General features: G+C 64.5%; 28 protein-coding genes. 15 read left to right on the top strand and 13 right to left on the bottom strand.

The window, feature by feature from the left end:
* Positions 1–10: 10 nt before the first annotated feature.
* Positions 11–709: an aspartate/glutamate racemase family protein gene (locus tag B2P87_RS17395; RefSeq protein ID WP_058286216.1), complete on the bottom strand. Its 699-nt coding sequence runs from the start codon at positions 707–709 to the stop codon at positions 11–13.
* Positions 710–844: 135 nt separating this feature from the next.
* Between B2P87_RS17395 and B2P87_RS17390 the strand changes: the two genes are divergently transcribed.
* Positions 845–1,540 (top strand): GntR family transcriptional regulator, encoded by a 696-nt coding sequence (locus B2P87_RS17390; protein WP_141889353.1) that lies wholly within the window; start codon positions 845–847, stop codon positions 1,538–1,540.
* Between the two features lie 82 nt (positions 1,541–1,622).
* Here the strand turns inward: B2P87_RS17390 and B2P87_RS17385 are convergent, their stop codons facing one another.
* The 3 genes from B2P87_RS17385 to B2P87_RS17375 all read right to left on the bottom strand — a co-directional run bounded on the left by B2P87_RS17385 (position 1,623) and on the right by B2P87_RS17375 (position 4,819).
* Positions 1,623–3,173: a TRAP transporter large permease gene (locus tag B2P87_RS17385; RefSeq protein WP_141889354.1), complete on the bottom strand. Its 1,551-nt coding sequence runs from the start codon at positions 3,171–3,173 to the stop codon at positions 1,623–1,625.
* A complete protein-coding gene (locus B2P87_RS17380; protein WP_058286219.1) occupies positions 3,170–3,667 on the bottom strand; it encodes a TRAP transporter small permease subunit in 498 nt (165 codons plus the stop codon). The genes B2P87_RS17385 and B2P87_RS17380 overlap by 4 nt, the downstream gene beginning before the upstream one ends.
* 66 nt (positions 3,668–3,733) lie before the next feature.
* The gene (locus B2P87_RS17375) at positions 3,734–4,819 is read right to left on the bottom strand and encodes a TRAP transporter substrate-binding protein (protein ID WP_058286220.1); all 1,086 of its coding nucleotides are present in this window, start codon (positions 4,817–4,819) and stop codon (positions 3,734–3,736) included.
* A gap of 203 nt (positions 4,820–5,022) precedes the next feature.
* Between B2P87_RS17375 and B2P87_RS17370 the strand changes: the two genes are divergently transcribed.
* From B2P87_RS17370 to B2P87_RS17360, 3 genes are all read left to right on the top strand, one after another.
* Positions 5,023–5,724, top strand: a complete 702-nt coding sequence (locus B2P87_RS17370; RefSeq protein ID WP_058286221.1) for a GntR family transcriptional regulator — start codon at positions 5,023–5,025, stop codon at positions 5,722–5,724.
* 359 nt (positions 5,725–6,083) lie between these two features.
* Positions 6,084–7,103, top strand: coding sequence for an AI-2E family transporter (locus B2P87_RS17365; protein ID WP_058286222.1), 1,020 nt, complete (start codon positions 6,084–6,086; stop codon positions 7,101–7,103).
* 316 nt (positions 7,104–7,419) lie between these two features.
* On the top strand, positions 7,420–8,097 hold the full coding sequence (locus B2P87_RS17360) for a PRC-barrel domain-containing protein (RefSeq protein ID WP_167510228.1): 678 nt from the start codon (positions 7,420–7,422) through the stop codon (positions 8,095–8,097).
* 181 nt (positions 8,098–8,278) lie between these two features.
* On the opposite strand, the gene B2P87_RS17355 is transcribed toward B2P87_RS17360, so the two are convergent.
* Positions 8,279–8,866, bottom strand: coding sequence for an exopolysaccharide biosynthesis protein (locus tag B2P87_RS17355; RefSeq protein ID WP_141889356.1), 588 nt, complete (start codon positions 8,864–8,866; stop codon positions 8,279–8,281).
* 218 nt (positions 8,867–9,084) lie between these two features.
* On the opposite strand from B2P87_RS17355, the gene B2P87_RS17350 reads away from it, so the two are divergent.
* Together B2P87_RS17350 and B2P87_RS17345 are read left to right on the top strand one after the other, a co-directional pair.
* Positions 9,085–9,573 carry a hypothetical protein gene (locus B2P87_RS17350; RefSeq protein WP_141889357.1) on the top strand — a complete coding sequence of 163 codons (489 nt, stop codon included), beginning with the start codon at positions 9,085–9,087 and terminating at the stop codon, positions 9,571–9,573.
* Between the two features lie 10 nt (positions 9,574–9,583).
* Positions 9,584–9,709 (top strand): entericidin A/B family lipoprotein, encoded by a 126-nt coding sequence (locus tag B2P87_RS17345; RefSeq protein WP_058286226.1) that lies wholly within the window; start codon positions 9,584–9,586, stop codon positions 9,707–9,709.
* A gap of 242 nt (positions 9,710–9,951) precedes the next feature.
* Here the strand turns inward: B2P87_RS17345 and B2P87_RS17340 are convergent, their stop codons facing one another.
* Genes B2P87_RS17340 through B2P87_RS17325 form a run of 4 tightly spaced genes read right to left on the bottom strand, consistent with a single transcriptional unit; the run spans position 9,952 to position 13,978 of the window.
* Positions 9,952–11,436, bottom strand: a complete 1,485-nt coding sequence (locus B2P87_RS17340) for a phospholipase D family protein (protein WP_141889358.1) — start codon at positions 11,434–11,436, stop codon at positions 9,952–9,954.
* Entirely contained in the window at positions 11,414–13,177 is a 1,764-nt protein-coding gene (locus tag B2P87_RS17335; protein ID WP_244940836.1) for a sensor histidine kinase, read from the bottom strand. The genes B2P87_RS17340 and B2P87_RS17335 overlap by 23 nt, the downstream gene beginning before the upstream one ends.
* A gap of 5 nt (positions 13,178–13,182) precedes the next feature.
* Positions 13,183–13,740 carry an RNA polymerase sigma factor gene (locus tag B2P87_RS17330; protein ID WP_141889359.1) on the bottom strand — a complete coding sequence of 186 codons (558 nt, stop codon included), beginning with the start codon at positions 13,738–13,740 and terminating at the stop codon, positions 13,183–13,185.
* Positions 13,733–13,978, bottom strand: coding sequence for a NepR family anti-sigma factor (locus B2P87_RS17325; protein ID WP_141889360.1), 246 nt, complete (start codon positions 13,976–13,978; stop codon positions 13,733–13,735). The genes B2P87_RS17330 and B2P87_RS17325 overlap by 8 nt, the downstream gene beginning before the upstream one ends.
* A 47-nt stretch (positions 13,979–14,025) precedes the next feature.
* Here B2P87_RS17325 and B2P87_RS17320 point away from each other — a divergent pair, with 47 nt between their 5' ends.
* Positions 14,026–14,841, top strand: a complete 816-nt coding sequence (locus B2P87_RS17320) for a response regulator (protein ID WP_058286230.1) — start codon at positions 14,026–14,028, stop codon at positions 14,839–14,841.
* 181 nt (positions 14,842–15,022) lie between these two features.
* Here the strand turns inward: B2P87_RS17320 and B2P87_RS17315 are convergent, their stop codons facing one another.
* The 3 genes from B2P87_RS17315 to B2P87_RS17305 all read right to left on the bottom strand — a co-directional run bounded on the left by B2P87_RS17315 (position 15,023) and on the right by B2P87_RS17305 (position 16,838).
* Complete coding sequence (locus B2P87_RS17315; RefSeq protein ID WP_141889361.1) at positions 15,023–15,520, bottom strand: Dps family protein; 498 nt, start codon at positions 15,518–15,520, stop codon at positions 15,023–15,025.
* Between the two features lie 128 nt (positions 15,521–15,648).
* Complete coding sequence (locus B2P87_RS17310; RefSeq protein ID WP_008556398.1) at positions 15,649–15,819, bottom strand: DUF1328 domain-containing protein; 171 nt, start codon at positions 15,817–15,819, stop codon at positions 15,649–15,651.
* A gap of 287 nt (positions 15,820–16,106) precedes the next feature.
* Positions 16,107–16,838, bottom strand: coding sequence for a Crp/Fnr family transcriptional regulator (locus tag B2P87_RS17305; RefSeq protein ID WP_141889362.1), 732 nt, complete (start codon positions 16,836–16,838; stop codon positions 16,107–16,109).
* Positions 16,839–16,965: 127 nt separating this feature from the next.
* On the opposite strand from B2P87_RS17305, the gene B2P87_RS17300 reads away from it, so the two are divergent.
* From B2P87_RS17300 to B2P87_RS17275, 6 genes are all read left to right on the top strand, one after another.
* Complete coding sequence (locus B2P87_RS17300) at positions 16,966–17,340, top strand: hypothetical protein (protein ID WP_244940766.1); 375 nt, start codon at positions 16,966–16,968, stop codon at positions 17,338–17,340.
* A gap of 42 nt (positions 17,341–17,382) precedes the next feature.
* On the top strand, positions 17,383–17,556 hold the full coding sequence (locus B2P87_RS17295; RefSeq protein ID WP_008557019.1) for a DUF1328 domain-containing protein: 174 nt from the start codon (positions 17,383–17,385) through the stop codon (positions 17,554–17,556).
* 334 nt (positions 17,557–17,890) lie between these two features.
* Complete coding sequence (locus B2P87_RS17290) at positions 17,891–18,343, top strand: MarR family winged helix-turn-helix transcriptional regulator (RefSeq protein WP_141889364.1); 453 nt, start codon at positions 17,891–17,893, stop codon at positions 18,341–18,343.
* A gap of 17 nt (positions 18,344–18,360) precedes the next feature.
* Positions 18,361–21,558 (top strand): 2Fe-2S iron-sulfur cluster-binding protein, encoded by a 3,198-nt coding sequence (locus B2P87_RS17285; protein ID WP_141889365.1) that lies wholly within the window; start codon positions 18,361–18,363, stop codon positions 21,556–21,558.
* Between the two features lie 217 nt (positions 21,559–21,775).
* Complete coding sequence (locus B2P87_RS17280; RefSeq protein ID WP_141889366.1) at positions 21,776–22,978, top strand: GTP-binding protein; 1,203 nt, start codon at positions 21,776–21,778, stop codon at positions 22,976–22,978.
* Positions 22,971–23,261, top strand: coding sequence for a DUF6525 family protein (locus tag B2P87_RS17275; RefSeq protein ID WP_141889367.1), 291 nt, complete (start codon positions 22,971–22,973; stop codon positions 23,259–23,261). Before B2P87_RS17280 ends, B2P87_RS17275 begins: the two co-directional genes overlap by 8 nt.
* Positions 23,262–23,273: 12 nt before the next feature.
* On the opposite strand, the gene B2P87_RS17270 is transcribed toward B2P87_RS17275, so the two are convergent.
* The gene (locus B2P87_RS17270) at positions 23,274–23,651 is read right to left on the bottom strand and encodes a winged helix-turn-helix transcriptional regulator (RefSeq protein ID WP_141889368.1); all 378 of its coding nucleotides are present in this window, start codon (positions 23,649–23,651) and stop codon (positions 23,274–23,276) included.
* A 125-nt stretch (positions 23,652–23,776) separates the two neighbouring features.
* On the opposite strand from B2P87_RS17270, the gene B2P87_RS17265 reads away from it, so the two are divergent.
* Together B2P87_RS17265 and B2P87_RS17260 are read left to right on the top strand one after the other, a co-directional pair.
* Positions 23,777–24,418, top strand: coding sequence for an NAD(P)H-dependent oxidoreductase (locus tag B2P87_RS17265; RefSeq protein ID WP_141889369.1), 642 nt, complete (start codon positions 23,777–23,779; stop codon positions 24,416–24,418).
* A 247-nt stretch (positions 24,419–24,665) separates the two neighbouring features.
* A complete protein-coding gene (locus tag B2P87_RS17260) occupies positions 24,666–25,100 on the top strand; it encodes a hypothetical protein (protein ID WP_244270205.1) in 435 nt (144 codons plus the stop codon).
* Positions 25,101–25,209 lie beyond the last annotated feature (109 nt).

Here is a 25,209-nt window from a genome sequence, read left to right as displayed (position 1 = left end):
GACGATACCACTATTTCCGGTTGGGGCGCGCATAGGCGTTGATCTTGCTGGTCTTCAGGCCGCAGCCTGCCAGCGCCTCGATCATCCGCGTTGCCGCGCTGACCCCGTCGATGACGGGGATGCCCGTTTCCTGGCTGAGCCATTGGGTGAGATCGGCCATGCCGGCACAGCCCAGCACAACCGCCTCGCAATGATCCTCTTCGATGGCGCGCAGGATCTCGGCGCGGATCTTCTGACGCGCGTCCGGGCCTTCTTCCTCCAGCGCCAGCACCGGGATCGCGGCAGAGCGCACCCGGCGGCACTGGTGTGACAGGCCATAGCCGTGGATCAGATGTTCGATCACAGGCACCGCGCGGGGCAGCGTGGTGACCACGGTGAAGGAGGTTGCCAGCATGCTGGCCGCCTTCACCGCCGCTTCGCAGATGCCCAGCACCGGGCCGGTGGCCAGCTCGCGGCAGGCGCCTATGCCGGGGTCGTCGAAACAGGCGACGACAATGCCGTCCACGCCCTGTTCCTCACCCGCCGCCACCTGCGCCAGCAGGCCGGGCAGCGACATCGCCTCATCGAAATGGCCTTCGATGCTGGCAGGCGCGCCGGCTGCGGTTGCGCCCAGAATGGTCACGCCGGGGCTGGCAGCGGCCTGAGCGGCCTCAACAATCTTCCGCGTCATCGACTCGGTGGAGTTGGGATTGACGACCAGGATTTTCATGCGCTCCTCCTTTGTTATCATTTATTGTTAACAATTAGTGATAACAGGTCAAGCCTGCGCCTGCCCTGGCGCCATTGCCAAGTGCCCTGACGGCCCTTAAGTTGCGGCAGCGCAGGAAAACTTTTTTGAGGCCCGATGAAGGATTCTCCCGAAAATCAGATCGTGAATGCGATTCTCGATGCGATTTCCGAGCAGCGACTCCCGGCCGGAACCAAGCTGGGTGAACAGGCGCTGAGCGATTTGTTTTCCTGCAACCGCGCCAATGTGCGCCGGGCGCTCGCCTCGCTGGCGGCGCAGCAGGTGGTGGAGCTGCGCCCGAACCGCGGCGCCTTTGTGATGACACCTTCGCCGAAAGAGGCGCGCGACATCTTCCAGGCCCGCCGCGCGATCGAACGCACGATTGCGCGCCACGCCTCCGGCCAGGCCTCAGCAGAGGACATCGCTTTTCTGCGCGGCAATATTCAGGAGGAAGCCAAGGCGCGCAAGGCGGGTGACAAACCGGCGGAACTGCGCGCCTCGCGGCAGTTTCACATGCGGATTGCCCATATCGCTGGCAATCTTGTGCTGGAGCGGTTCCTGTCAGAGCTGACCATGCGCAGCACACTGATTTTGGGGCTTTATTCCCCCACTGGCAGTTCCTCCTGCGCCGAGGATGAGCACGACCGGATCGTCGATGCGCTGGAGGCCGGCAAGACGGATGAACTGGTCCGGCTTGCGGATGAGCATCTGCGCCATCTGGAGGAAGGCCTGAACTTCGATGAGCCGCCCGCCGCCCCCATGAGTCTCAGGGAGCAGCTGGCCGCGCCGCGCAAGCCTCCGGCGGCAGAGTAGCCAGGCACATCCCACCCGAGCCGGCGCTGGTTTGGGCTGCCTGGCTGCGGCCGGCAGCCCCGCTGCCGTTTCCGTCGGAGCGTTAAAAAATCGCCGCCGGCAGCCAGGTTGCCAGGCCGGGGATCAGCCAGACCAGCAGGACCCCCAGCGCTTGCAAGCCGATAAAGGGCACCACCCCCTGATAAATGTGGCGGGTGGTGACCTCCTCCGGCGCTGCGCCGCGCAGGTAGAACAGCGAAAAGCCGAACGGCGGGGTCAGGAAGCTGGTCTGCAGGTTGATGGCAATCAGGATGCCCAGCCAGACCGGGTCATGCCCCATCAGGATCAGCGTCGGTGTGACCAGCGGCAGCACGATCACCGAGATCTCGACGAAATCGAGGAAGAAGCCCAGCACAAAGATGAACAGCATGCAAAACAGCAGCGCCCCGGACGGGCCGCCCGGCATGTTGCCCAGGATATGCGCCACCCGCTCCTCGCCGCCCAGCCCGATGAACACCAGCGAGAACATGCCCGCCGCCAGGATGGTGGCAAAGATCATCGCGGTCATCGTCGCGGTTGAGGTCACGGCCTCATGCAGGATGCGCTTTTTCAGTCCGCTGCGCAGGGCGGCGATCACCGCAATGGCCCCCGCAGCCGTCAGCAGCGCGTAAAACAGCCCGGCCGCAAAATCGCCGGTGCTCAGGTCGCTGCGCTGCAGACGGATAGGATGCACGCCCGACAGAATGCCCAGCAGGATCAGCGCGGCCGCCCCCATCAGGATCAGCCGGACCGGGCCGCCCGCCCGCAGGCCTGCCATCAGCAGCGCACCGATTGCCCCGACAGAGGCCGCCTCCGTCGGGGTGGCCACGCCGCCAAGGATTGCACCCAGCACGGCAAAGATCAGCAGGATCGGCGGCACCACCGCGCGCACCACCTCACCGCGGCTGGGGCGGGCCATTTCTGCCGGGGCAGAAGGCATGTCCTGCGGCCGCAGGAAGCCCCGGACCAGAATATAAAGAAGGTACAGCACCACCAGCACCAGCCCCGGCACCAGCGCCGCGGCAAAGAACTGGCCCACCGACAGGGCCTCGACCGAAAACTTGCCCTGCTCGTACTGCGCTTGCTGGAAAGCGTTGGACATCACGTCGGCGAGGATGATCAGCAGCGTCGAGGGCGGGATGATCTGCCCCAGCGTGCCGGCCGTGCAGACAATGCCGGAGGCCACCCGCGGATCATAGCCCGCGCGCAGCATCGCGGGCAGGGCGATCATGCCCATCGCCACCACCGTGGCGCCGACGATGCCGGTCGAGGCCGCCAGCAGCGCCCCCACCAGCACCACCGAGATGCCCAAACCGCCCTTCAGCTGGCCGAACAGCCGCCCCATGGTATCCAGCAGCTCTTCGGCGATGCGGCTTTTTTCCAGGATCGCGCCCATCAGCACAAACAGCGGGATGGCGATCAGCACCTGATTGCTCAGCAGCCCGAAGGCGCGCTGGCCAAGCGCCCCCAGCAGCGAAACGTCCATCACTCCCAGGACCCAGCCGAGATAGGCGAACAGGATGGCAACGCCCGCAATCGAGAAGGCCACCGGAAACCCCATGAGGATCGCTGCCATCAGGGCTGCGAACATGACCAGGTCGAGATATTCCGTCATTGAGGGGATCTTTCCGAGAACAGCCGGATCAGCAGGGCGAAGGATTGCAGCATCACCAGCACACAGAAGGCGGGGATCAGCGATTTCAGCAGGAAGACGGCCTCCAGGCCGCCGACGGCAATCGGGCCTTCAAGAATGGCCCAGGAATTGCGCACCGACGGCCACGACCAGTACAGCAGCGCCGCCATTGACGGCAGCAGCAGGACCAGATGGCCGAATATGTCGATACGGCGCTGAGCCCGGGGGCTGAGACCTGCATAGAAAACATCGACGCGCACATGCTTATCAACCAGCAGGGTATAGCCGGCCGCCAGCATGAACAGGGTGGCGTGCATGTACAGGACGCTTTCCTGCGCGGCGATGGAGTTCACCCCGAACACATAGCGTCCAACCACGATGGCAAATTGCGCCAGCACCATCAGCAGCGCCAGCCAGCGTATCACCATCGCCAGACCCCGGTTGATGCCGTCCAGCGCATCCGCAACCCGTAGCATCCTGCGTCTCTCCCCATTAAAAAGCCGGCGCCCGGTCTTCCCGGGCGCCGGCAGCCTTTGCACAGATCAGTAGCCCATCACCGATGCGCGGGCATTCATCTGGCCGTTGTCGGCATAGGTCATGTAGCCGCCGACACTGTCGCGGTAGGTCAGGAAGCTCTCGGTGATACGGCGCACCAGTTCGTCCTCGTCTTCCTGCAGCTCGGCAATCACTTCCTTGGCGGCGGCACCCATCGCGGCGATCACGTCCTCGGGGAACATCTTCACCTGCACGCCGTCCTCATCCACCATCTTCTTCAGCGCTTGCGCGTGTTTGGTGGTGTATTCGGTCCAGACCGGATTGTAGAGGCTCTCGCACGCCAGCGACACTACTTGCTGCAGGTCTTCCGGCAGTTCGGCAAAGGCATTGGCGTTGACGCCGCATTCCTCGGCCGAGGACGGCTCGCCCACGCCCGGCCAGTAGTAGTTCTTGGCCACCTGGTAATAGCCAAGCGCGCTGTCGGTCCAGGGGCCGATGAATTCGCCGGCGTCCAGCGCACCGGTCTGCAAGCCCTGGAACATCGCCGGGCCGCTGGTGGCCTCCGCCGCCATGCCCAGTTTCGAGGCCATTTCCGACGCCAGGCCGGTGGTGCGGAACTTCAGCCCCTTCAGGTCTTCGGCGGAGTTGATTTCGGTCTTGAACCAGCCGCCCCACTGCGGGCCGGAGTTGCCGCACAGGAACGGCTTGATGCCGAACCGGCCGTACATCTCGTCATAGAGCGCCTGACCGCCGCCGTGGTACAGCCAGCCGAACTGCTCGTCCGCGCGCAGGCCGAAGGGCTGCGAGCCGAACAGCAGGATGCCCTTGGACTTGGAGCCCCAATAGGCCGGAACCGCATGATACAGTTCTGCGGTGCCTTCGGACACCGCGTCGAACACGCCGCGGCCAGGGACCAGCTCGCCCGCGGCAAACAGCTTGACCTCGATCCGGCCGCCCGACAGCGTGGTGATCCGGTCGGCCAGCATCTGCGCCGCCACACCGGGTCCGGGCAGGTTCTTCGGCCAGGCCGTCACCATCTTCCACTGCATCTTGCCCTGGGCAATGGCCGGGCTGGCTAGCGCCGTGGCCGCCGCGCCCATGGCGCCGGCTTTCAGAAACTTCCGTCTTTGCATGTTCCGTTCCTCCGTCTGTCGGTGGATCTGCGGTGGCCGCGGGCCGGTGGCGCAGAGTCGATCTTGTTTTGTAAGTGCTTTACATTAATATGTAGCTACATATTCTTGTCAATCACGGTTGCGCTGTTCCCGTTCGCCTTTCGCCGCACGATGAAATATGGAGCAGCAGCGAACATTGTCCCGCGCGGCCTGGGAGATGAATATTGACGGACAAGCGGCGCCATTCCTGGACGGAGATCCGGGACAGCATCCGGCAGATGATCCTGGATTCGACCTACGGGCCCGGGGACAAGCTGCCGCGCGACGAAGAGTTTGCGGCCCGTTTCGGCTGTGCCCGCTCGACCGTGCACCGCGCCATGCGGGATCTGGCCGAAAGCGGGGTGGTGGAGCGGCGGCGCAAAGGCGGCACCATGGTGCGGCGCGATCCGGTCACCCGCGCGACGCTGAATATCCCGATCACCCGGCTTGAGGTCGAACAGAAGGGCAGCGTCTACCAGTATCAGCTGATCCGCCAGTCGGTGCAGGCGACCACCCCGGCGATCATGGCCAATTTCGGCCTGCCTGAGCCCCGCCCGATGCTGCGGGTCGAGGCGCTGCATCTGGCCGACAGCCGCCCCTATATTTTCGAAGACCGCTGGATCTGCCTGGAAACCGTGCCCGAGATCGCATCCGTCGACCTGACCCGCGACAGCGCAAATGAATGGCTGGTCCGCAACCGCCCCTACAGCCGCTGCGATTTGCGGCTCTACGCGCGGCCCGGCACCGAAAGCGACAGCGAGGTTTTGCAGAGCAATGCCGGCGATGCCTTGTTTGTCATGGAGCGTACCACCTGGATCGGCGAGGAACCGATCACCAGTCTGCGCGCTGTGGCGCATCCTGGCTATCAGCTGGTCACCCAGGGCTGATAAAGGTTAGCGGCGGCGGTCTTTCAGGGAACCGAACCGGGATTACAGGCGTTTGCTCCAAAACGCACGGGTACCTGAAACAGACTGGGATATGATGCAAGCCGAACGCGCCCAAGGCGTTGCAGGCGTCGCGCAGCCCAAGTGTCCCAGGCCCGCCAGCTTGCTCGCATACCAGCCTCGCAGACGCCCGCAGCGGCGCGCCCCGGAGGGCCGGAACTGACGCGGCAGCTTGCGCGAACGGAGCCATAAGGCCAATGTCACCTGGGAGGTCCCCTATGCCGAATGATCACACCGCCGCCGCCCTGCCGCCGCCGGAGACTGGACGCCACAGGCAGCCCAGCGGCACGGGACACTAGATCATGTGGCAAACAGTTATCGCCAAACGCTCCGTCCGTGTAATGCTGCTGATCATCACCCTGATTTTGCTGGGCGGGGCAATGTATTTCGCGAAGCCGATTCTGGCGCCTGGCGTTTTTGCCCTGGTGGTCGGCGTGGTGGTCGCGCCGCTGGCTGACCGGCTGGAACGGATCGGGGTCAGCCGGGTGGCTGTCGCCAGCAGCCTGCTGGTGCTGTCCACGGCGCTGCTGGCCCTGCTGATCCTGTCGCTGGACCCGCTGATGACATCACTGGCCAGCCAGGTCCCCAAGATCAAATACGAAATCCGCGGCTGGCTCGACATGGTATCCGGCCTGCTGCGCGGCATCGAAAGCATCAGCAGCGAGATTGAGGAGACAATAGGCGCTGCGGACGCGGAAACGGAGGAAGAGGGCGGCGGCCTGCCGACGCTGACGGATGCGCTCTGGCTGGCGCCGAACTTTGGCGCGCAGATATTCATTTTTGCAGGCACGCTGTTTTTCTTCGTGCTGACCCGGAATGAGCTCTATGAAAAAGCGGGCAGCTATGCCGCCCGCTTCTTCCGGGCAGAGCGTGCGGTGGCGCGCTATTTCGCGGCGGTCACGATAGTCAACGGCGGGCTGGGCCTGCTCACGGCCGCCGGGCTGGCGCTGATCGGCCTTCCGGGGGCCTGGATCTGGGGGCTGGCGGCGGCCATCCTGAACTTCATCCTGTATCTCGGCCCGCTGATCATGCTCGCCGGGCTGACGGTGGCTGGCCTGACGCAGATCGGCGGCGCAGGCGCCGTGCTGCCGCCGCTGGTGTTCCTCGCGATCAACCTTACCGAGGCGCAATTTGTCACCCCGGCCTTTGTCGGCCGCCAGCTGGATCTCAATCCGCTCATTGTGTTCTGGGCGATTGTTCTCGGGTTGTGGATCTGGGGCCCGGTAGGGGCCATCGTGGCGCTGCCGGTGGTGCTGTGGTGCGGCCGCATGCTGGTGCCGCCGCCAGACACGGTGGAGATCAACGCGCCGGAACACGAGTAAAGCCGGAACAGCATTCAAACCGGTTTGGGCAGCCCTTTGTGGCTGCCCTTTTCGTTTCAGCCCTCCGAAGTTCTGCCCCTTGAGGGGCGCGCATGAGGATAATGCCGGCTGATGTTTTCCCGCTTTTGAGCCGCGTCCATCCGGCGCCGTCTCGGCTGGCCGGGCCGCGTCAGGCAGTAATCTGCCTGCCACGTGTCCGCCGGCGCGTTTTTTTGAAAAAAATTAGCGCGGCGCGGGAACCAAGCGGGTCCGCAGCGGGTTGGGTGGCTGTAACGCAAGCGCGCTGATGAGTGAAACTGGACAGGAGATCAATCCGATGAAACATCTTATGCTTTCGACTTCGCTGATCGTCGCAACCGCAGTGCCCGCCTTTGCCGGCACAGAAACCGAAGCCACCGGCAACGCCGAGGCCGAAGTTCAGATCCAAACTCCGGCAGCAGATGTCTCCGGCGAAGCCAACGTCTCGGGTGAGGCCCAGGCCGACACCGGCACTCTGGAGCAAGAGGCTGAAGAGATGGCCAATGAGGTCGAAGCCGAGGCCGAAGAACTGGCGACCGAAGCCGAAGCCGGTGCTGCTGAGCTGGCAAATGAAGCCGAAGCTGGCGCTGCCGAAGTGGAGCAGGAGGCCAGCGAGATGGCCACCGAGACCGAGAACGCGGCTGAAAGCATGTCGGACGCCGTCAACCCTGACGCGGACGGCCCGGCCATGGAACCGCTGGCCGAAGGCGAGCTGACCGCAGAAGCCCTGACCGGCGCATGGACCTACGACTCCAAAGACGAACACATCGGCGAGGTGTCGCAGGTGATCGTGAACACCAACGGCTCTGTCGAAGCGGTGATCATCGACGTTGGCGGGTTCCTGGGCATCGGCGAAAAGCCGGTCGAGCTGACCATGGGCGACCTGGACATCGGCAAGGTTGATGGCGACATCCGCGTGAACACCCATCTGACCCGCGAAGAACTGGACGCTCTGCCCGAGTACCAGGCTGACTAACACACCCAGTTTCAAAGGGGCCGCCCAGCCCCTTTGACAGCCGCCGGTTTGTCCTCCGTCCCTTTGCCGGTTTCCTGCCTCGTACCGGCGTTTCGGGCAAACTTAACTGCCAGGCGGCCCTTCAAGGCCGGGTTCCGTAAAGGAGCCCGGCCTTTCGGGTGTTTAAGACATGCCGCCGGTGTCAGATCAGCCCGGCCGCCAGCGTCGTCGCGGCAGCCCCCAGCCCGGACAGGGTCAGCAGGGCAATCAGCCCGTCGCGGGTCAGCATCGCCACCGCCAGCAGGCTGACAGCAGCCCCCAGGATCGAAGACGAGAAGGGAACGATCTCCAGCAGCGGCATCAGCGCGCCGCAGATCAAGCAGACCAGCCGGATGACAGTCAGAAAGGGCTGCCGCACCAGCGCAGGCAGGCGTTTTCCGGAATGCCGGTCCAGCCACCGCGCGGTCCGCTGCAGGCCTGCCGTCATCCTACGCACGGTCTTGCCCTTGATCTCGCGGCGGCCCAGCCATTGCGGCAGCCAAAGATGCGTCCGCCCCAGCAGCATCTGTCCCGACACCAGGCAGATCATGACGCCGCAGGCGGAGGAGAACAGCGGCACCCCGCTCAGCGGCGAGACCACCGCCAGCGCCGGAACCGCCAGAACCGCTGACAGCGATCGGTGGCCAAGCTCCTCTGTCAGCTTGGCAACAGTGACCGGTCCGCTGCTGTCGCGGACAATGCGGCTGGTTTCCTGAAGGACCGCGGCAACGGGCTGTTTCGAAGGGTTCATCGGTTGCTGTCTCCGGCTGCTATTCTGCGCAACACCTACGTTTGGCCCGCCCGCAAAGTTCCGTCTGCGACTGTCCTGCTGTTGTCCTGCTGTCGGCCAGATTTCGCGCAGAACGGTTATTGGCGGTATTTTCGTTCACGCATCAGGAACCTTTCAGACCGGCGGCGCGTTTCTGTGTTGGATCCCCAAGAGGGACTGACATGGAAAGGAGCATTAAAATGACTCATCTGATCCGCACCACCGCCCTCGTTGCCGCCATGGCCACCGCAGCTGCTGCGGGCTCCCAGGTTTCCGAAATCGACGTGACCGCCGACCTGAGCGCGATTGAGAACTACGAAGCTGCCAAAGTCTGGACCAGCCTTGAGACCGACCTGGAAACGGCTCTGGCCGAAAACCTCGTGGGCCAGATCGCGGGTGAAGATGCCGGAGAGGCCGCGGAAATCCATATCGAAATCGACTCCGTCTCCTTGGCAAGCAACTTCGAGAACGCGCTGGGCGTGGGCGAATGGATGCTCAAGGGCGACGTGGACATCGACATGCCCGATGCCTCGAAGGACATGCGTTATGACCTCACCGTCTCCGCGGATCAGGTTAACGCGTATTATCCCGAAGGCACCGATCCGGCCGTGGTGACCGTTGACAGCGAAATTTTCTATAACGCCATTATCGACGCTTTTGCCAGCAACGTCGCGTCGAAACTGAAGTAAGGGGGCCGTCATGCGTATCCTGATCGCACTTTTGGCCCTTGCCGGACTGGCGGCCTGCGAAACCACCGAAGGCTTCGGCCGGGACGTTTCGAACCTTGGCGATGAAATCACCGAGGAAGCGCAGGAAGCGCAATAAGCCAGGCTCCGCTTCCAGCGTATTCTGTTAACCCGGCGGCCCTTGGGCACGCCGGGTTTTCTTTTTGCAGGATGAGCGGAACTTTTGCGGGGCAGGGGCGTTGACCTTGCAGATACCGGCCCGAAGTCCTCCCCCTATCCGGTTTGATCCGGCAGTTTCGGGCTTCCTTCAAGGCACCCGGGTTGTGGCCCCGGGTGCCCTTTTTTATGTCTGCTGCCGCAGCCGGCCCAGGGCACCCGGGATCAGACGATGTCCTCCGTGGCGCCCGGCAGCCGCTGCTGCAGCTCCGACATCTTGCCGGGGTCGTGCGGCACCAGCAGCCCGCGGCGCGCTTCCGGCCGGCGCACCTGATTGCGGCGCACCTCCTTCAGCCACCAGGCCGCGGCATGGGCCGGATCCAGCGCCTCGGCCGGCAGATCTTCCTGCCACCAATGCCGCGCCAGGTTATTCCACAGCGTTTCAATTCGCCCGCGCTGGGTGATCCGCAAGGCCGCCTCGGTATCCCAGCGCATCGACCGTCCGTTGAGGTTGGCCGACCCGACCATGGCAAAATCCCTGTCAGTGACCAGCACCTTGCTGTGCACATAGATGATCGGCGACCCCGACAGGGTGGCGGGCGCATCGCGGGCGGCCATGCGCCGCTGGACCGGGCTGGCGATGCAGGCCCGGGTGCCAAAGGCCTCCGTCACCTCGTCCAGCGCCTCCGCCTGCAGTGCCATGCCATAACGCGCATCCAGATCGCGGTTGCCTTCAAACGCGACGTCATCGGGCAGGGCGGGCAGGATCAGGATCAGCGACAGCGCGGGGTTGCGGCGCGCCGCAGCGGCGAGCCCGCGCGCAATCGGGCTGGAGCGCAGGAACTGGGATTCGAGATAGATCAGGTTCTGCGCCCGCTCAAAGGCGGCCAGGTGGTCTTCCTCGATCTCCTTCAGCACTGTGCGGGGCGACAAGGCCCAGAACCCGAAACGGCGCGGCGCGGACATCGTGCGCCGGATCAGCTGGCCCTCGGGCGGCTGCTTGCGCAGGGCGATTTCATCGCGGAACCGCTCCAGATGGCGGGCCGCCTCTTCGGCTTCGGGGCCGCGCAGGATCAGCTGCACATCAGCCCAGGTCTCATGCGCGGGCAGATCGTGCTCCTTGGTGTCATAGCGGCGCCGGTTCAGGTCCAGGCCGCCGATGTACAGAACCTCCCGGTCGATCACCGCAACCTTCTGGTGGTGTGACACCGGGTACAGCTGCGGCAGCCCGGGGCGGCTGGCCGCAGCCGGCCGCAGCCGCCGGGGCAGCTTGCGCAGTTTGCGCAGCACAAAGGGGGAAAACGCAAGCCGCGGCAGCAGCCCCGCCCGCGTCGGATGCAGCGCGGCGGCGACAGACAGCAGCGCAGCCTGCTCCGGAGCGAGCCCCGCCATGATTTCCTGCGCCTGCGTCAGCGTCTTCTGCGCGGCGGCATGCAGCGGCGCCGCCATCACCGGGTCGAAATCGCTGACCACCAGTTGCACCCGGACCCCGCGCCGCAGCGCATCGGCAATCAGATCCGCCCAGGTGTCCCCGGTCTCCCGCGCCTCCGGGCTCAGCAAAGGGGTGGCGAAATCAAACAGGCGGAAACTGGCAAGAAGCTCGCGCTGAGCACCCAGCACCGCACGTTCAAACGCGGGCCAGGCCTCTTCGGCAGTAACCAGTACCTCGAATTCCTCGCGGCGCTGTTCAGGTTGCGGCTCCTGCGGCATGTTTCTCCCGATCCTGGTTTGGCGGCGCCGGCGGGACAGCCCCGGCCGCCGCGGGGAATCCCAGCCGGTAACTATAGCTGTCCTCAGTCTCGTACGTGTCAGCCTCGCCTTCAAGCTGGGTGGCAAACGCCAGCATCAGCCGCGATCCGATGCCGGTCCCGTCGCCAGCCTCTTCGGGGGCCACTACCGGCTTCCCCTTGGTGTTGGTAATCTCAAGCTCCAGCCAGTTTTCCGCAGTTTCGCGCAGGCTGATCCGGATTTCCGGCTTTCCGCCGGCGGGCACCCCGGCGTTTTTGACCGCGTTGGTCATCGCCTCGGACACCAGCATCGACAAGGTCACCCCCTGATCCTGGCTCAGCGGCACCTGCACCAGGTCGGTACTGATGGCCAGTTTCTGCCCGGCACCTGGGATCATCGCGCCGATTTCGGAAATCAGCGCGTCGATCAGGTCGCGGCTGTCGACGGTGGTGATATCGGGATTGGTGTTCAGGCTGCGGTGAATGGTTGCCAGGCCGCGCACGCGGCGCTGCAGCTGCGCCAGCATCCGCCGCGCCTCCGGCGTCTGCGCGTTGCGGCTCTGCATATTCATGATCGAGGCGACAAGCTGCAGGTTGTTCTTCACCCGGTGGTGAACCTCGCGCAGCAGGATGGTCTTTTCTTCCAGGTCCAGCTCGCGCCGCCGCTCCGCTTCGCTGAGGATGGAGACCATCCGGTTGAACGACTGCTGCGCCTCGGCAAATTCACGCGGCGGCGCAACCAGGTCCAGGGTGGGGTTTTCCCGCTCGCCCAGTGCGTAGCGGCGCATCGCCGTGCGCAGCGCGCTGAGGTGGCGGATCACCATCCGCTGCAGCCCGAAGATCGCCACCGAAATCCCGGCCAGCCACATCAGCAGGGGAAAGGCCAGGGTCATCAGCGACACCGGGTTTCTGGCCGCCGACATCGCTTTGTCCACCGGCCAGCTGCCGATCACGGACACTTGCCCGGGAAGGATCTCGCTGACAGCAAAAAAACGCTCACGGCCAGAGCGGGAATCCTCGAAAAACGTATCGCCGGACAGGGTCACCAAGTCGCGCCGGGGCACCGACACGGGCAGGGCCAGCGGAGCCTGCTGCTCGGGGATGCTTGCTGACAGGATTTCCCCCTGCGCATCAACGGTGACATATTGAATGCCGGTGTCCGGCGCCTCCGTTCCGGCCTGTGCAGCGCTGACCTTATGGGGAATCCCGATGGTCACATAACCCTTCAGGATGCCGTCCCGCAGCACCGGGCTGGTCGCCAGCAGGAAGCTGCTGCCCCCGCCCACCAGGTCGCGGCCCAAGGCAAAGGACAGGCGGGTCGTCTGCTGGGCTTTCAGGTACATCCATTTTTCGGACAGGTCGCGTGTCACACCGTCGGAGGCGCATTGAACGCTGCCATCCAGGGAGACGAAAGCGGCAAACGTGAAGGGGTTCGCTCCTTCAGCAAATGCCTTGAGCAGCCGCGTGCAGCTGTCGGCGTCGTCCGCCACCGGCAGGATTGCAGCGGCCAGACCCTCAGTCGCGCCGCCGGCGCGCTGAAGCAGCTCCCGCTCCCTCGCCGCGGCCCGCTCAGTGCGGTCCAGCAGCGAGGCGTGCGACAGCCGGGTGGCTTCTTCCACCACCGCGTTGGTCTGGTACAGCGCAATCAGTCCGAGCGGCAGCAACGCAAGCGTCATCAGTGCCGCCAGCCGGACCAAAAGGCTGCCTGCGTGCAGCCGGGGCATTTTGATCACGCGGCGCCCTGCTGGGCAACGATCCCAGCGGTGACGGTGTCTGTCAGTTCCATTTTGCTGTCTTCGCCCAAGTCCATCAGTTCGCTCAGCCGGGCGCGGGCGCGGTTCACACGGCTTTTGATGGTACCGGTCTTCACACCGCACATCTCCGCCGCTTCTTCGTAGGAAAAGCCGCCTGCACCGACCAGCGTCAGTGCTTCGCGCTGTTCGTCGTTCAGCTGGGCAAAGGCCACTTGGAAATCGCGCATGTGCAGCCGCCCGTCGTGATCGGGTTTCTGCGCAAGGGTGGCAGACAGTGCCCCGTCGGCGTCCTCGACCTCGCGTTTGCGCTTGCGGCGCAGCGAGTAATAGGTGTTGCGCAGAATGGTGAAAAGCCACGCCCGCATGTTGGACCCGTTCTCGAACTTGTCGATGTTCGTCCAGGCTTTCACCAGCGTGTCCTGCACCAGATCATCGGCGGTGGCGCCGTTGCGGGTCAGGCTGATCGCAAAGGCGCGCAGGGCGCCCAGGTGGTTGACCAGGTCGTCTCTCGGGTCCTGTGCGGCGTCAGTCATCGGAGCGGTCCTTCTCAGAAGGTTCCGGTGCGGCGGGAGTCGACGCGCCTTTTTCCTTCAATTGCTTCAGCAGATCGGTGAACCGGTCAGGAACGGGCTCATTAGCGATCTCTTCGAAAGCCCGCTTGAGGTTTTCGTCTATGTCGCGGTCGGCCGTTTCCATGCGCGGCCGGGGGGGGTGTAGCTGTGTCATGCCATCCATCGGTTTTTTGCGCGGTTTTCTGGAACCAAAACGCATATTAAGGCGTATAGTTCCATGTGTATTGCAAAAAAGGACATCACAAAATGACCGCTCAATCGGGAGAACAGATCGCCAGCCAGATTGGTGCAAACTTGCCCTATCTGCGCCGCTATGCCCGTGCGCTGACTGGCAGCCAGAACAGCGGCGACCAATATGCACTGGCTTCGCTGGAGGCGATCCTGGCCGGTGACGCCGATTACGACAGCGTCCTGTCTCCAAAAGTGGCGCTGTTTCGTGTCTTCCATGCGATCTGGTCCTCCTCCGGCGCACCGTCGGCAGACGAGGATAGCGATGACGGCCTGGCCGCCAAGGCGCAGAAACATCTGCGGCGGCTGACACCGAACACCCGCGAGGCGCTGCTGCTGCACACGATCGAGGAGTTCAGCGCAGCCGAAACAGGCACCATCATGGGGGTGGCTGAAAGCGAAGCATCAGAGCTGATCTCGATCGCATACGAGGAGATGTCGCGCGCCACAGCGGGCAAGATCATGATTATCGAGGACGAAGCCGTCATTGCCATGGACCTCGAGGCGATCGTGACAGAGATGGGCCATCAGGTGACCGGCATCGCCCGCACCGAAGCCAGCGCGCTGGACCTGGCCGCCAAGGAAAGCGCCGATCTGATCCTGTCGGATATCCAGCTGGCGGACAATTCCAGCGGCATCGACGCTGTCAACGGCATCCTGGCCAAGCACGGCGATTGCCCGGTGATCTTCATCACCGCTTTCCCGGAACGCCTGCTGACCGGCGAGGGGCCCGAACCTGCCTTCCTGATCTCGAAACCCTATACCGAGGAACAGGTGCGCTCGGCGGTGAGCCAAGCGATGTTCTTCTCCTCCACCGAGACCCTGAAAAGCTGACACTGCCCGGCAGGGCGGGAGGCTGGCAGGCCGGGCCGCTTTTGCGGTCCGGGCTTCTTTGTGCCCGGCCCTCGGCGGCGGCCTGTTGTTAATGGCCCCGCCCCGGGGAGGAGAACGGGGCGGGGCTTGCTGCCTTCCTGCAGGACGGGAGGGTGGCAGGAAGGCAAAACCGGTTCCGGTGTCAGGACTTGGCGAGGGCCCGCAGCATCCAGGCGGCCTGCTCATGGAAGGCAGAGCGCGCGGTGGCCAGATCTTCGGTCACGATATCGCGGCGGCTGCTCGCCAGTTCGGCCAGCGCGTGCAGCCGGTGGGCGATCCGCTCGTGGCTGGCGGCCAGGTCTTGCGCCATCCCGCCGGCGGACAGTTCGCCGGTGGCGTCTTTGATTTTGGAGCGGTTCAGAATCTCGTCCATCCGCGACGGTGCCAGATGCCCCAGCGCGCGGATGCGTTCAGCCAGCGTATCGGCGGCAGCGAACATGTTCTCGTACTGCTCTTCAGTGAGCTTGTGCATTGAGTAAAAGGCCGGGCCTTCCACGTTCCAGTGATAGGCGTGGGTCTTGAAAACAAGGCGGTAAGTGTCCGCCAGCACATCGGCCAGGCCGCTGGCGATCGGGCCAGTGTCGCGGACACCGGTTTCGACGGTGTCAGGGCTCGGGGTGGCTGCAAGTGCGTCAGTCATAAAGTACTCCTTCATCTCTGTCAGGATTGCGGCGGTTCAACACGAACCACGCGGCAATCAGTGCGGTGCCCGGTCTGCAGGCTGGTGAGCATGCGGCGGCCAGAAGCGGCCGCCGCCGGCCCCGGCCGTCAGCGGGAGGAGCCGCGCAGCAGCCGTATGATCAGCGCCACTGCGAACAGCACCAGGAATATAAAGAACAGGATCTGTGCGATCCCGGCGGAGGCCGAAGCGATGCCGCCAAACCCGAAGATGCCGGCAATAATTGCAACGGCGAGGAAGACGAGCGCCCAGTACAGCATGCCGTGTCCTTTCAGTTGCGATTTGTACCAGCCCAACCCGCCAGCCGGCGAAAGGTTCCAGTGCCGGTGCTGCAGTTTTTCAACGCATCCGGTCTACCGCCTAAGCCTGAGGTTTGGGGTGCGGGATGGCGCTGCGGGCCCGTTCCCGCCCGCAGGCACGCGCACAGTCTGGACCGGCCGGGCGGGCCGGACAGGCCGGCTGCACGCCTCCGGCCGGGACCGTGCGCATGTGAAGTTTGATCAGTCTGGAAAATCCCCGGGCCGCCGGGCCGGGTGCTGCTGCGGCGTCAGATCAGCGGCCGCGGTTCGGGCGCGGCAAGATCTATCATCGCCACGGTGGCCAGGGCCGGCAGATTGCTGATCTTCAGCTGGCCGTTTTGCCAATGCACCAGCTTCTTGTCCCGCAGCGTCTTCAGCATCTTGTTGGTGTGGACCAGCGACAGCCCCAGCGCATCCGCCAGATCCTGCTGCTTGAACGGCAGCGGCACCGCGCCGTTTGCCTCCATCCCCACGGCCTTCAGCCGCTCGTAGATCCGCACCAGCGCCCAGGCAATCCGCTGCGCAGCGTCGCGCTGGCCGAGCGAGGCGATGGTCTCGCCCAGAAAATGCTCCTCGACCGCGGAAATCCAAGTCAGATCGTAGGCCCGGTGCGGCTGATGCTCGTACAGCTCAAACAACGCGGTGCGCCGGAACACGCACAGCGTCATCGCGGTGGTGGCCTCGATCGAATGCTTCATTTCCCCCATCAGCCCGGCCTGCAGCCCGGCGAAATCGCCTGGAAAAAGAAAGTTGATCACCTGCCGGCGGCCGTTCTCCAAGGTGGTGTAGCGCGTGCCCATTCCTTTCAGAACCGTATACAGCTGCGGGCTGTTGGAGCCTTCCAGAAGGATTGTCGTGCCCGCATCCACCACCAGTTCGCCGGTTTTGAACTGCTGGGTAAACTGCAGCTCCTCACGCGACATCGGCGTGAAGATGGCCCGTTTACGCAATGGGCATTGGCGGCAGGCAGTCGAAGACATGGCGCTCCCCTAACAGCTATGTCGCAGTTTAATGCGCCGGGTGTGGAATAACTACACACTCTATGCAGACAGGGAGGCTGGTGCAATGGAAATGCTATCTCCAGGCTGCTCACAGGTTTATCTGATCATGTCCCGGAACTATCTGGTAACATGTGATATTTGCGATGCCATTCTGGATTTCGACCCGGCCGCCGAACTCAGCATTCAGAAGGGGCATGATTCTGCGCTGACGGCGCTGTCGCGGTACCGGCAGGTGGCCGTCGCCTTTATCGAGGCGGGGTCCGAGCAGGTGACCCGGCTTCACTTCGACAGTGCGGTGCAGGACCGCGGCGGCCGCCTGGTTCTGTTGGGAAACACCGCCGAAAACGAGCTGGACTCGCACTCGCCTTGCCTGCGGTGGCCGGTGCTTGCCCGGCCTGTGTCCACCCAGATGATCCGGGCCCAGCTGGCGCTTCTGAAACCCGGGGCAGGGAACAAAAACCGCGTTGCCGGGTTGGTTTAGCGGATGCTGCCTGAAGCAGCGTTGCTGAAAAGGAGTAATGATATGCTTGGTTGGGCGCTTACATTTCTGGTTATCGCTCTGATCGCGGCCCTGCTTGGGTTCGGCGGCATCGCCGGCGCCTCCGCGGGTATTGCCAAAATTCTGTTCTTCATCTTCCTGGTGCTGTTCGTCATCGCGATGATTGCCCGGGCAATGAAGGGCAAACCGCCGGTTTAACGAATGGCGAAGCGGCCTGCCCGCACGGTCAAGGCCCCGCCGCGGGAAGACCGTGCTTGCCCGGGTGGGGGTGGGGGGCTGCCTGCCGGGCATAGGGTGTGCGTGCCGGGGGGCGCGTGCGGGCTGGTCTTGCGCCGCTGACAAGCGGCCAGGACCGCCCGCCATCCTATGTCCGGTTCAGGCAAAATCAATTTCAGGCTTCAGGAACTTGACTCGGTCTTAGCTGCGCCGCCAGCCGCTGCAGCAGCCCGAGCCACGCAGCTTCAGCAGGAAAGCCCGGCATCCGGCCATATAGTTGACATCGTCAATCAATTAGTTGACATTGCCAACCATCATGCCTGACGATCCATTTCATCTCCACCGCTCCCTGGGCTATCAAGTGACCATGCTGGCCCGGGTGATCGAGCGCCGCTTTGAACAGCGGATCGCGGAATTCGGTCTGACCCGGGTGATGTGGTGCGTGCTGCTGGCCGCGGGGCGGGAGCAACTCACTGCCCCGTCAGAAATCGCAAGCTTCATCGGCATCGACCGCACCGCGGCCTCGCGCACGCTCCGGCAGATGGAGGAGCGCGGCCTCATCACCCGCAGCGGCGGCGCGCAGGATGGCCGGAAGATCCAGGTCCGGCTGACGCCGGGCGGCCGCACCGCGCTGGCAGAGGTGCTGCCCATCGCGCAGGAAAACGCAGCTTATTTCGAGGCTAAGCTCACCGGGCAGGAACTGGCCCAGCTGCGCACCGCTGCCGCCAAGCTGCTTGCGGACGAGCCGCGCATCGTCGCCAAGCTGTAATTCACCGGGGGCCAGCCATGGGCAAACTGTTTTCCTACCGCAACCGGCCAGTGCATCTTGGGCCTTACCCGATGGAAACCCTGGCGCGGCAGGCGGACCCTGCTGAGGCGGAGGCACTGCCGCCGCTGACCCAGGTCAGCTTCCGCCGCCCCGATGCGCCGCTGTCCCTCGTTAACGCAATGCGCGATTATCAGGCGATACTGGACGCCACCCGCGACGGGCTGGTGAAAAAGGAGCGCGCAGGCATTCCTGCCTGCTCGCAGGAGCGCAGCGATCACCTGAAAGCTTTCGGGTACTTCTGCGATGCCTCGCTGGCGGGTGTCTGCGCCGTGCCCTCCGTTGCCTGGCTCGACACACCGCTGGCAAACCCGGATGTGGCGGCGCTGGCGGAGACCCTGCGCAGCAAACAGACCAAAACCTTTGCCTCCGGCATAGACGTGGTGATGGCGAACCTGCGGGAGGCGATGCAAGCCCCGCACGCGGATTGCCGCCACCACACCCATGCGCTGGTCTACGTCTACGAGTTCCCCCGCGACCCCGAAACAGGCGAGGAGGGCACGGAATGGCTGGCGGACGCGCAGGACCAGCGCGCCTGCCTGCGGGCGGCGGAAACCGGGGTGACGCTGGCCAATTACCTCCGCCTCCTGGGGCGGGAGGCGCGTGCCCACACCGGCGCCGCCACGGATGTGCATCTGGGCAAGCTGGCTGTGCAGGCCGGGCTGGCCACGTTTGAAAACGGCGTCCTCACCAATCCGTTTCTCGGCACCCGCTTCGGCATCGCGGCCGTCACCACCACGCTGGAACTGGCCGCCGATCTGCCGCTGGTGCCGGGCCAGGCACCGGGCCTTGCGTACCGGCTGGGCCTTGGCGCCCACGCCAAAAGCGCCGCCGCCCGCGACCCATACGCCAAGCGCCGCTTCATGGACGGCCCGCACCCGTTCGAGACCCTGAAACGGGTGGACGATCCCACCACCTACATCGACGAGGTGAACGTCGCGCGCGTCCCGAAGCGCGCCGACATGTTCGCCCGCGCCCTGTTCGGCGACCTCGGCAAAGGCCCGCAGGAGGCGGCGAAGAACGGCAATTACGTCCGCAAATCCTCCTCCGCCTTCGCTTTCCGCTCCTCGCTCGCGGCCTTCGTGCTGCTGCAGGACGGCAACGCCGCGCCGAACATCGATTCCAGCGCTGCCGATGCCGCCCGCAACGCCGCAAATATCAAGACCGCGGCCTATTTTCTCGGCTGCGACGCGGTGGGCATCTCACGTTGCCCGGACTGGGCCTATTACTCCCACGATGCCGCGGGCGAGCCCCTGGCCCCCTACCACGAAAACGCCATCAGCATCATCATCGACCAGGGTCACGAAACGATGGAGGGCGCCTCCGGCGACGACTGGATTGCCTGTGCCCAGTCGATGCGCGCCTACCTGCGGTTCTCGCTCCTGGGCGGGGTGATCGCCCAGCAAATCCGCAACCTGGGCTATAGTGCGCGGGTGCATTCGGTGATGGACGGCGAGGTGCTGCAACCTCCGCTCTTGCTGCTCTCTGGTTTGGGTGAGGTCTCCCGCATTGGCGAGGTGATCCTGAACCCCTTCCTCGGCCCCCGCCTGAAATCCGGCGCGGTCACCACCAGCCTGCCGATGACCCACGACAAGCCGGTCGATTTCGGCCTGCAGCGGTTTTGCGAGGCTTGCAACAAATGCGCCCGCGAATGCCCCTCCGGCGCCATCACCGCCGGGCCCAAGCTGATGTTCAACGGCTACGAGATCTGGAAATCCGACAGCCAGAAATGCACCACCTACCGCGTCACAGTGCCCGGCGGCGCCATGTGCGGCCGCTGCATGAAGACCTGCCCCTGGAACCTTGAAGGGCTGTTTGCCGAGGCACCGTTCCGCTGGGCCGCGATGAATGTGCCGGGCAGCGCGCCGCTCTTGGCAAGACTCGACGACGCACTGGGCAATGGCGAGGTCAACCCGGCCAAGAAATGGTGGTGGGACCTGGAGATGGTGGAAGAGGGGCCTTATGCGCCCTCGCAGCATCCGGTCAACGCCCGCAAGCTCTCCAAGGATCTGGACCTGAAGTTTGAGGATCAGACCCTGGCCGTCTACCCCGCACCGCTGGCGCCACCGCCCTACGCCTGGCCTGCACCGATGGACCGGGAGGCCGGGATTGCCGCCTATCAGGCCATGATCCCCGCCGATGAGCACAAGCGCCGCCGCGCCGCGGGCCTGCCGCCCGAGCATGTCTATACCGCCGCTCAGGGCGACGCGCCGGTGATGCGGGTTCGGCTGACGAAGGCCGAACACATGACGGACGCCGTCACCAAATATGAGTTTTCCCTGCCGGACGGCTCCCCGCTGCCCCAAGCCACCGCAGGCGCCCATATCGACGTGGTGGTCGCACCTGAGTTTTTCCGCCAGTACTCGCTGTCGGGCGACCCGGCGGACCGTTCAAAATACCAGATCGCGGTGCTGCGCGAGGACGCAGGCCGCGGCGGCTCCCGCCTTATGCACCGGATCTTCGAGGAAGGCCGGATGGTGTTCATCTCCAAACCCATCAACCACTTCCCGCTGGTGGAGGACGCCGCCAAATCCTACCTGATGGGCGGCGGCATCGGGGTGACGCCGATGATCGGCATGGCCCACCGCCTGCACACGCTGGGCCGGGACTTTGAATTCCGCTACTCCTGTTCAAAAATGGCAAATGCCGGGTTTCTGGAAGACCTGAAACATGTCCCCTGGGCAGACAAGGTGCATCTGCATTTCTCTGACCAGGGCACCCGTGCGGACCTGTCTGACGTGCTGCACTATGCCCCCGGCAGCCACGTCTACACCTGCGGTCCGGCGGCCTACATGCAGGCGGTGCTGGACGCGGCAGCGGCCAATGGCTTCCCCGAGGAGGCCCGCCACATGGAATATTTCTCGGTCCCGGAGCAGCCGGAATACGAAAACCATCCCTTCACCCTCCGGCTGGCGAAATCGGGCCGCGAAATCGCGGTGCCGCCGGAGAAAACCGCCACCGAGGCGCTGGCCGAGAACGGCATCCATGTGAACGTGAAATGCTCCGACGGCATCTGCGGCGTGTGCAAATGCGGGCTGATTTCCGGCGACGCCGAGCACCGCGACTTCGTGCTGTCGAACAAGCAGCGCGAGGACGCCATCATCCTCTGCCAGTCCCGCGCGCAGGCGCCGGACGGGGTGCTGGAAATCGACCTCTAGGCGGCAGACCGTAGAGCGGGCGGCGCAATTTTCTTGAAAAGAAAATTGTCAAAAGTTTTGCTGAAAACTTTTGCCCGCGCGGCGGGCGGGGGCGTTTGAATACGCGGCCGTCCGCGGACTGGCGGCCGCCGGACGCTTGCGGCAATTGCAGGCCGCTTCCGAAGCTGATAGGTCTGCGCACATTAGGTGTTACGATATAACATAATAGGATTCGAACATGAGGGATGACAGACTGCCGGTGACAGTGCTCTCCGGGTTTCTCGGGGCCGGAAAAACCACGCTCCTGAACCACGTTCTGAACAATCGCGCGGGCCGCCGGGTTGCGGTGATCGTGAATGACATGAGCGAGGTGAACATCGACGCCGCCCTGGTGCGCAGCGGGGCGGAGCTGTCGCGCCAGGACGAAAAGCTGGTGGAGATGACCAACGGCTGCATCTGCTGCACCCTGCGCGACGATCTTCTGCAAGAGGTGCGCCGGCTGGCGGGGGAGGGGCGGTTCGACTACCTGCTGATCGAAAGCACCGGCATAGCCGAACCCTTGCCGGTGGCGGCGACCTTCGGGTTCCGCGATGCCGAAGGCGCCAGCCTGTCGGACGTTGCCCGGCTCGATACAATGGTCACCGTGGTCGATGCGGTGAACCTGCTGCGCGACTTCGCCAGTCATGACTTCCTCAGCGACCGCGGCGAAAGCCTGGGCGAGGAGGACGGCCGGACCCTGGTCAGCCTGCTGACCGATCAGATTGAATTCGCCGACGTGATCATCCTGAACAAGGTGTCGGATGCAGGTCCGGACCAGACCGCCGCAGCCATGGCCGTGATCAGGGCGCTGAACCCGGATGCGGAGGTGATCCCTGCGGATTACTCCGCAGTGGACGGAGACCGGATCTTCGGCACCGGCCGCTTCGATTTCGATCGCGCGCATGAGCATCCGCTCTGGGCCAAGGAGCTTTATGGCTTCGAACACCACGTGCCCGAGACGGAAGAATACGGCATCTCTTCCTTTGTCTACCGCGCCCGGCGGCCCTTTGATCCCGCCAGAATCCACGCCGCGCTGAACGGCGATCTGCCCGGCGTGATTCGGGCCAAGGGGCATTTCTGGCTGGCAACCCGCCCCGAGTGGGCCGCGGAGTTCTCGCTGGCCGGGGCGGTCTCCTCGGTCCGCCCGCTGGGGCTGTGGTGGGCCGCGGTGCCAAGCGAGCGCTGGCCTGCCCATCCCGAGGCCCGGCGCGAAATCCTGCAGAACTGGGATGAGACCTGGGGCGACCGGCGGCAGGAGCTGGTGTTCATTGGCGCAGGCCTGGACAAGGCTGCGATTACTGCACGGCTGGATGCTTGCCTGATGCCCGGCAGCGCAGGCGGCTTCGACCCGGCCTGGGCCTCCCTGGACGACCCGTTTCCGGGCTGGCGGCGCAATGGCTGACCGCGGGGCGGGCCGCAACCTGAAGTCGCGCCTGAAACGGCGGCGCCGGGCGGGGAATCCGATGCAGGCCTACGACGCGCTGCCGCCGCCCCTGCGGCAGTGGCTCGCTGCGGCCTGCCTGCCCTGGAGCCCGGCCTCCGCGTTCAGGATCTGGACCAAAGCGGGCGGCAGCCGCGATCCCGCTGCTGCAGCCGCCCGGCTGGATGCCGCCGAACAGGCGATGCTGGAACGGGACGCCCGCGTCTGGGCGGTCCGGGCGCAGCGGCGGGGCAAGCCGGCATAGCGGCCTGCCGCCTCAGGCGGTTTTCTTCTCCGCCTCCGCAGCGGCGTCAAACTCCGCCCGCGCGGCATCAATCACCGGCAGATGCTCCAGCGCCCACAGTCCCAGCGCCCGGACCGGCTCGCGGAACGACTCGCCCAGGGGCGTCAGCGCGTATTCCACCTTGGGCGGGATCGTCGGGTGATAGGTGCGGCTGACCAGCCCGTCGCGTTCCAGCTCGCGCAGGGTCAGGCTCAGCATCCGCTGGGAAATCCCCAGATGCCGCTTCAGCTCATTGAACCGCAGCACCCCGTACTGCGCCAGCGAGATCACGATCAGCACGCTCCAGCGGTCGCCGACCCGCGACAGCACCTCGTTGATGCGCCCGCACTCCGGGCATTGCCCTTCTGCCATGGTGGTTCCTTCCGTGTGACCGGGGCTAAAAATTGTGCCTTCTTGTGCCCCTTCCGGTACCGCTTATATAGCCGGTTACAAATTTATACCACCCTTCCCGCAAGGCCACCGAAAGGACCGGACCCATGAGCAAGAGCACCCTGATCGAGAAGCTGAACTGGCGTTACGCCACCAAGAAGATGGACCCCTCCAAGGCGGTTCCGCAGGAGAAGATCGACCAGATCATCGAGGCGATCCGCATGGCGCCGACCTCGTCGGGCACCCAGCCGTTTGAGGTGTTCGTGATCACCAATCCTGAGATCCGCGCCAAGATCCGCCCGCACGCCTGGGACCAGGCGCAGATCACCGACGGCTCGCACCTGCTGGTCTTTGCCGCCTGGGACAACTACTCCGAAGACCGCATCGACGCGGTGACCCGCCAGATGACCGAGGAGCGCGGCGAGGTTCCGATGCTGAACCAGTATTACGCGAACCTCAAGGCGACCTACCTGCCGCGCGAAGAAAGCACCAACCACGACCACGCCGCCCGCCAGGCCTATATCGCGCTGGGCTTTGCCCTGGCCGCCGCCGCCGAGCTTGAGGTGGACAGCACCCCGATGGAAGGTTTCTCGCCCGAGAAGATCGACGAAATCCTCGGCCTCAAGGACAAGGGCCTGCGCTCTGTCCTTCTGCTGCCGCTGGGCTACCGCCAGGAGGACGGCGACTGGCTCTTGCCGATGAAGAAGGTCCGCAAGTCCCGCGACACCATCGTGACCGAAATCGCCTGAGAGGGCTGATCCCCGGCGGCGGGCGGCCTTTGCCGCGCCCGCTGCCGGTTTCTCCGCAGGTAAAATTCGCCTGCGGAGACTATTCATGCATTCCATCTGCTTTATACTAGGCTGCAGGCACCCTTTCGGCCTCCGGCATATCCGCTGGGCTTGGGGCTGTCAGTTAGTATTGCAAGGGGTGCCAGTTTCCATGTTTACCGCTGATTTTTCTGCGAGTGATCTGGATCCCGCTTTGAAACCCGTTCTTATGCTTTGGCAGAACGCCTCGGAGGCGGGCGCATTCCCGCGGCTCGCCGAACTGAGCCTGCCGTATGTCAGCACGACGACCAATATCCTGGCGGTCTTTGAAATCGAGCGGACCGGGAGTGGCGAACTGTCTGATTTCAAAGCGCTTTATGTGCGCAGCAAGATCATTAATACCCTAAGCACCAAAGTCGCCGGCACCCGCCTGTCTGAACGCCCGGGCTTTGGCCCCGGCTCCATGATCTGGACCTGCTTTGCCGAAGTGGCCGCCAACCCCCGGCCGCTGCTGGTCTCGCTGCCCTATGTCGGCCCGCTGCCGGAATACCGCAGCTCCACCGAAATCATGCTCCCCCTGCGGGGAGAGGGCGCGTCGGTCGACTATGTGATGACGGGCGTCGTGCTGCTGGAGCAGGAATACCGGCGCCCGGACCGGGCCTGAAGCGGCCCCGGCGCCCGAACGGCTGGGCAGGGGCTGCACAAATGCCGTCTCCGCCTTGCCCAAAAGGGCTTTTCCCTTGCGCAACCCCGGGAATCCGCCTATACGCGCG

This window comes from Leisingera sp. UBA4491, assembly GCF_002388965.1.
Classification (GTDB): Bacteria; Pseudomonadota; Alphaproteobacteria; order Rhodobacterales; family Rhodobacteraceae; genus Leisingera; species Leisingera aquaemixtae.
The sequence above is the reverse complement of the archived record's forward strand: the minus strand, read 5'-3'. Positions and strand labels throughout refer to the sequence as shown.

Bases quoted from the DNA above. Each gene is read 5' to 3' on its own strand.
- B2P87_RS17335 (WP_244940836.1), bottom strand. From the start codon at position 13,177: ATGCCCCGGCTGCACGCAGGCAGCCTTTTGGTCCGGCTGGCGGCACTG.
- B2P87_RS17285 (WP_141889365.1), top strand. From the start codon at position 18,361: ATGGGCAAACTGTTTTCCTACCGCAACCGGCCAGTGCATCTTGGGCCT.
- B2P87_RS17275 (WP_141889367.1), top strand. From the start codon at position 22,971: ATGGCTGACCGCGGGGCGGGCCGCAACCTGAAGTCGCGCCTGAAACGG.
- B2P87_RS17395 (WP_058286216.1), bottom strand. From the start codon at position 709: ATGAAAATCCTGGTCGTCAATCCCAACTCCACCGAGTCGATGACGCGG.
- B2P87_RS17375 (WP_058286220.1), bottom strand. From the start codon at position 4,819: ATGCAAAGACGGAAGTTTCTGAAAGCCGGCGCCATGGGCGCGGCGGCC.
- B2P87_RS17290 (WP_141889364.1), top strand. From the start codon at position 17,891: ATGCCTGACGATCCATTTCATCTCCACCGCTCCCTGGGCTATCAAGTG.
- B2P87_RS17310 (WP_008556398.1), bottom strand. From the start codon at position 15,819: ATGCTGTACTGGGCGCTCGTCTTCCTCGCCGTTGCAATTATTGCCGGC.
- B2P87_RS17280 (WP_141889366.1), top strand. From the start codon at position 21,776: ATGAGGGATGACAGACTGCCGGTGACAGTGCTCTCCGGGTTTCTCGGG.
- B2P87_RS17270 (WP_141889368.1), bottom strand. From the start codon at position 23,651: ATGGCAGAAGGGCAATGCCCGGAGTGCGGGCGCATCAACGAGGTGCTG.
- B2P87_RS17330 (WP_141889359.1), bottom strand. From the start codon at position 13,740: ATGACTGACGCCGCACAGGACCCGAGAGACGACCTGGTCAACCACCTG.
- B2P87_RS17355 (WP_141889356.1), bottom strand. From the start codon at position 8,866: ATGAACCCTTCGAAACAGCCCGTTGCCGCGGTCCTTCAGGAAACCAGC.
- B2P87_RS17350 (WP_141889357.1), top strand. From the start codon at position 9,085: ATGACTCATCTGATCCGCACCACCGCCCTCGTTGCCGCCATGGCCACC.
- B2P87_RS17360 (WP_167510228.1), top strand. From the start codon at position 7,420: ATGAAACATCTTATGCTTTCGACTTCGCTGATCGTCGCAACCGCAGTG.
- B2P87_RS17300 (WP_244940766.1), top strand. From the start codon at position 16,966: ATGTCCCGGAACTATCTGGTAACATGTGATATTTGCGATGCCATTCTG.
- B2P87_RS17380 (WP_058286219.1), bottom strand. From the start codon at position 3,667: ATGCTACGGGTTGCGGATGCGCTGGACGGCATCAACCGGGGTCTGGCG.
- B2P87_RS17345 (WP_058286226.1), top strand. From the start codon at position 9,584: ATGCGTATCCTGATCGCACTTTTGGCCCTTGCCGGACTGGCGGCCTGC.
- B2P87_RS17295 (WP_008557019.1), top strand. From the start codon at position 17,383: ATGCTTGGTTGGGCGCTTACATTTCTGGTTATCGCTCTGATCGCGGCC.
- B2P87_RS17320 (WP_058286230.1), top strand. From the start codon at position 14,026: ATGACCGCTCAATCGGGAGAACAGATCGCCAGCCAGATTGGTGCAAAC.
- B2P87_RS17305 (WP_141889362.1), bottom strand. From the start codon at position 16,838: ATGTCTTCGACTGCCTGCCGCCAATGCCCATTGCGTAAACGGGCCATC.
- B2P87_RS17340 (WP_141889358.1), bottom strand. From the start codon at position 11,436: ATGCCGCAGGAGCCGCAACCTGAACAGCGCCGCGAGGAATTCGAGGTA.
- B2P87_RS17390 (WP_141889353.1), top strand. From the start codon at position 845: ATGAAGGATTCTCCCGAAAATCAGATCGTGAATGCGATTCTCGATGCG.
- B2P87_RS17385 (WP_141889354.1), bottom strand. From the start codon at position 3,173: ATGACGGAATATCTCGACCTGGTCATGTTCGCAGCCCTGATGGCAGCG.
- B2P87_RS17315 (WP_141889361.1), bottom strand. From the start codon at position 15,520: ATGACTGACGCACTTGCAGCCACCCCGAGCCCTGACACCGTCGAAACC.
- B2P87_RS17260 (WP_244270205.1), top strand. From the start codon at position 24,666: ATGCTTTGGCAGAACGCCTCGGAGGCGGGCGCATTCCCGCGGCTCGCC.
- B2P87_RS17265 (WP_141889369.1), top strand. From the start codon at position 23,777: ATGAGCAAGAGCACCCTGATCGAGAAGCTGAACTGGCGTTACGCCACC.
- B2P87_RS17325 (WP_141889360.1), bottom strand. From the start codon at position 13,978: ATGCGTTTTGGTTCCAGAAAACCGCGCAAAAAACCGATGGATGGCATG.
- B2P87_RS17365 (WP_058286222.1), top strand. From the start codon at position 6,084: ATGTGGCAAACAGTTATCGCCAAACGCTCCGTCCGTGTAATGCTGCTG.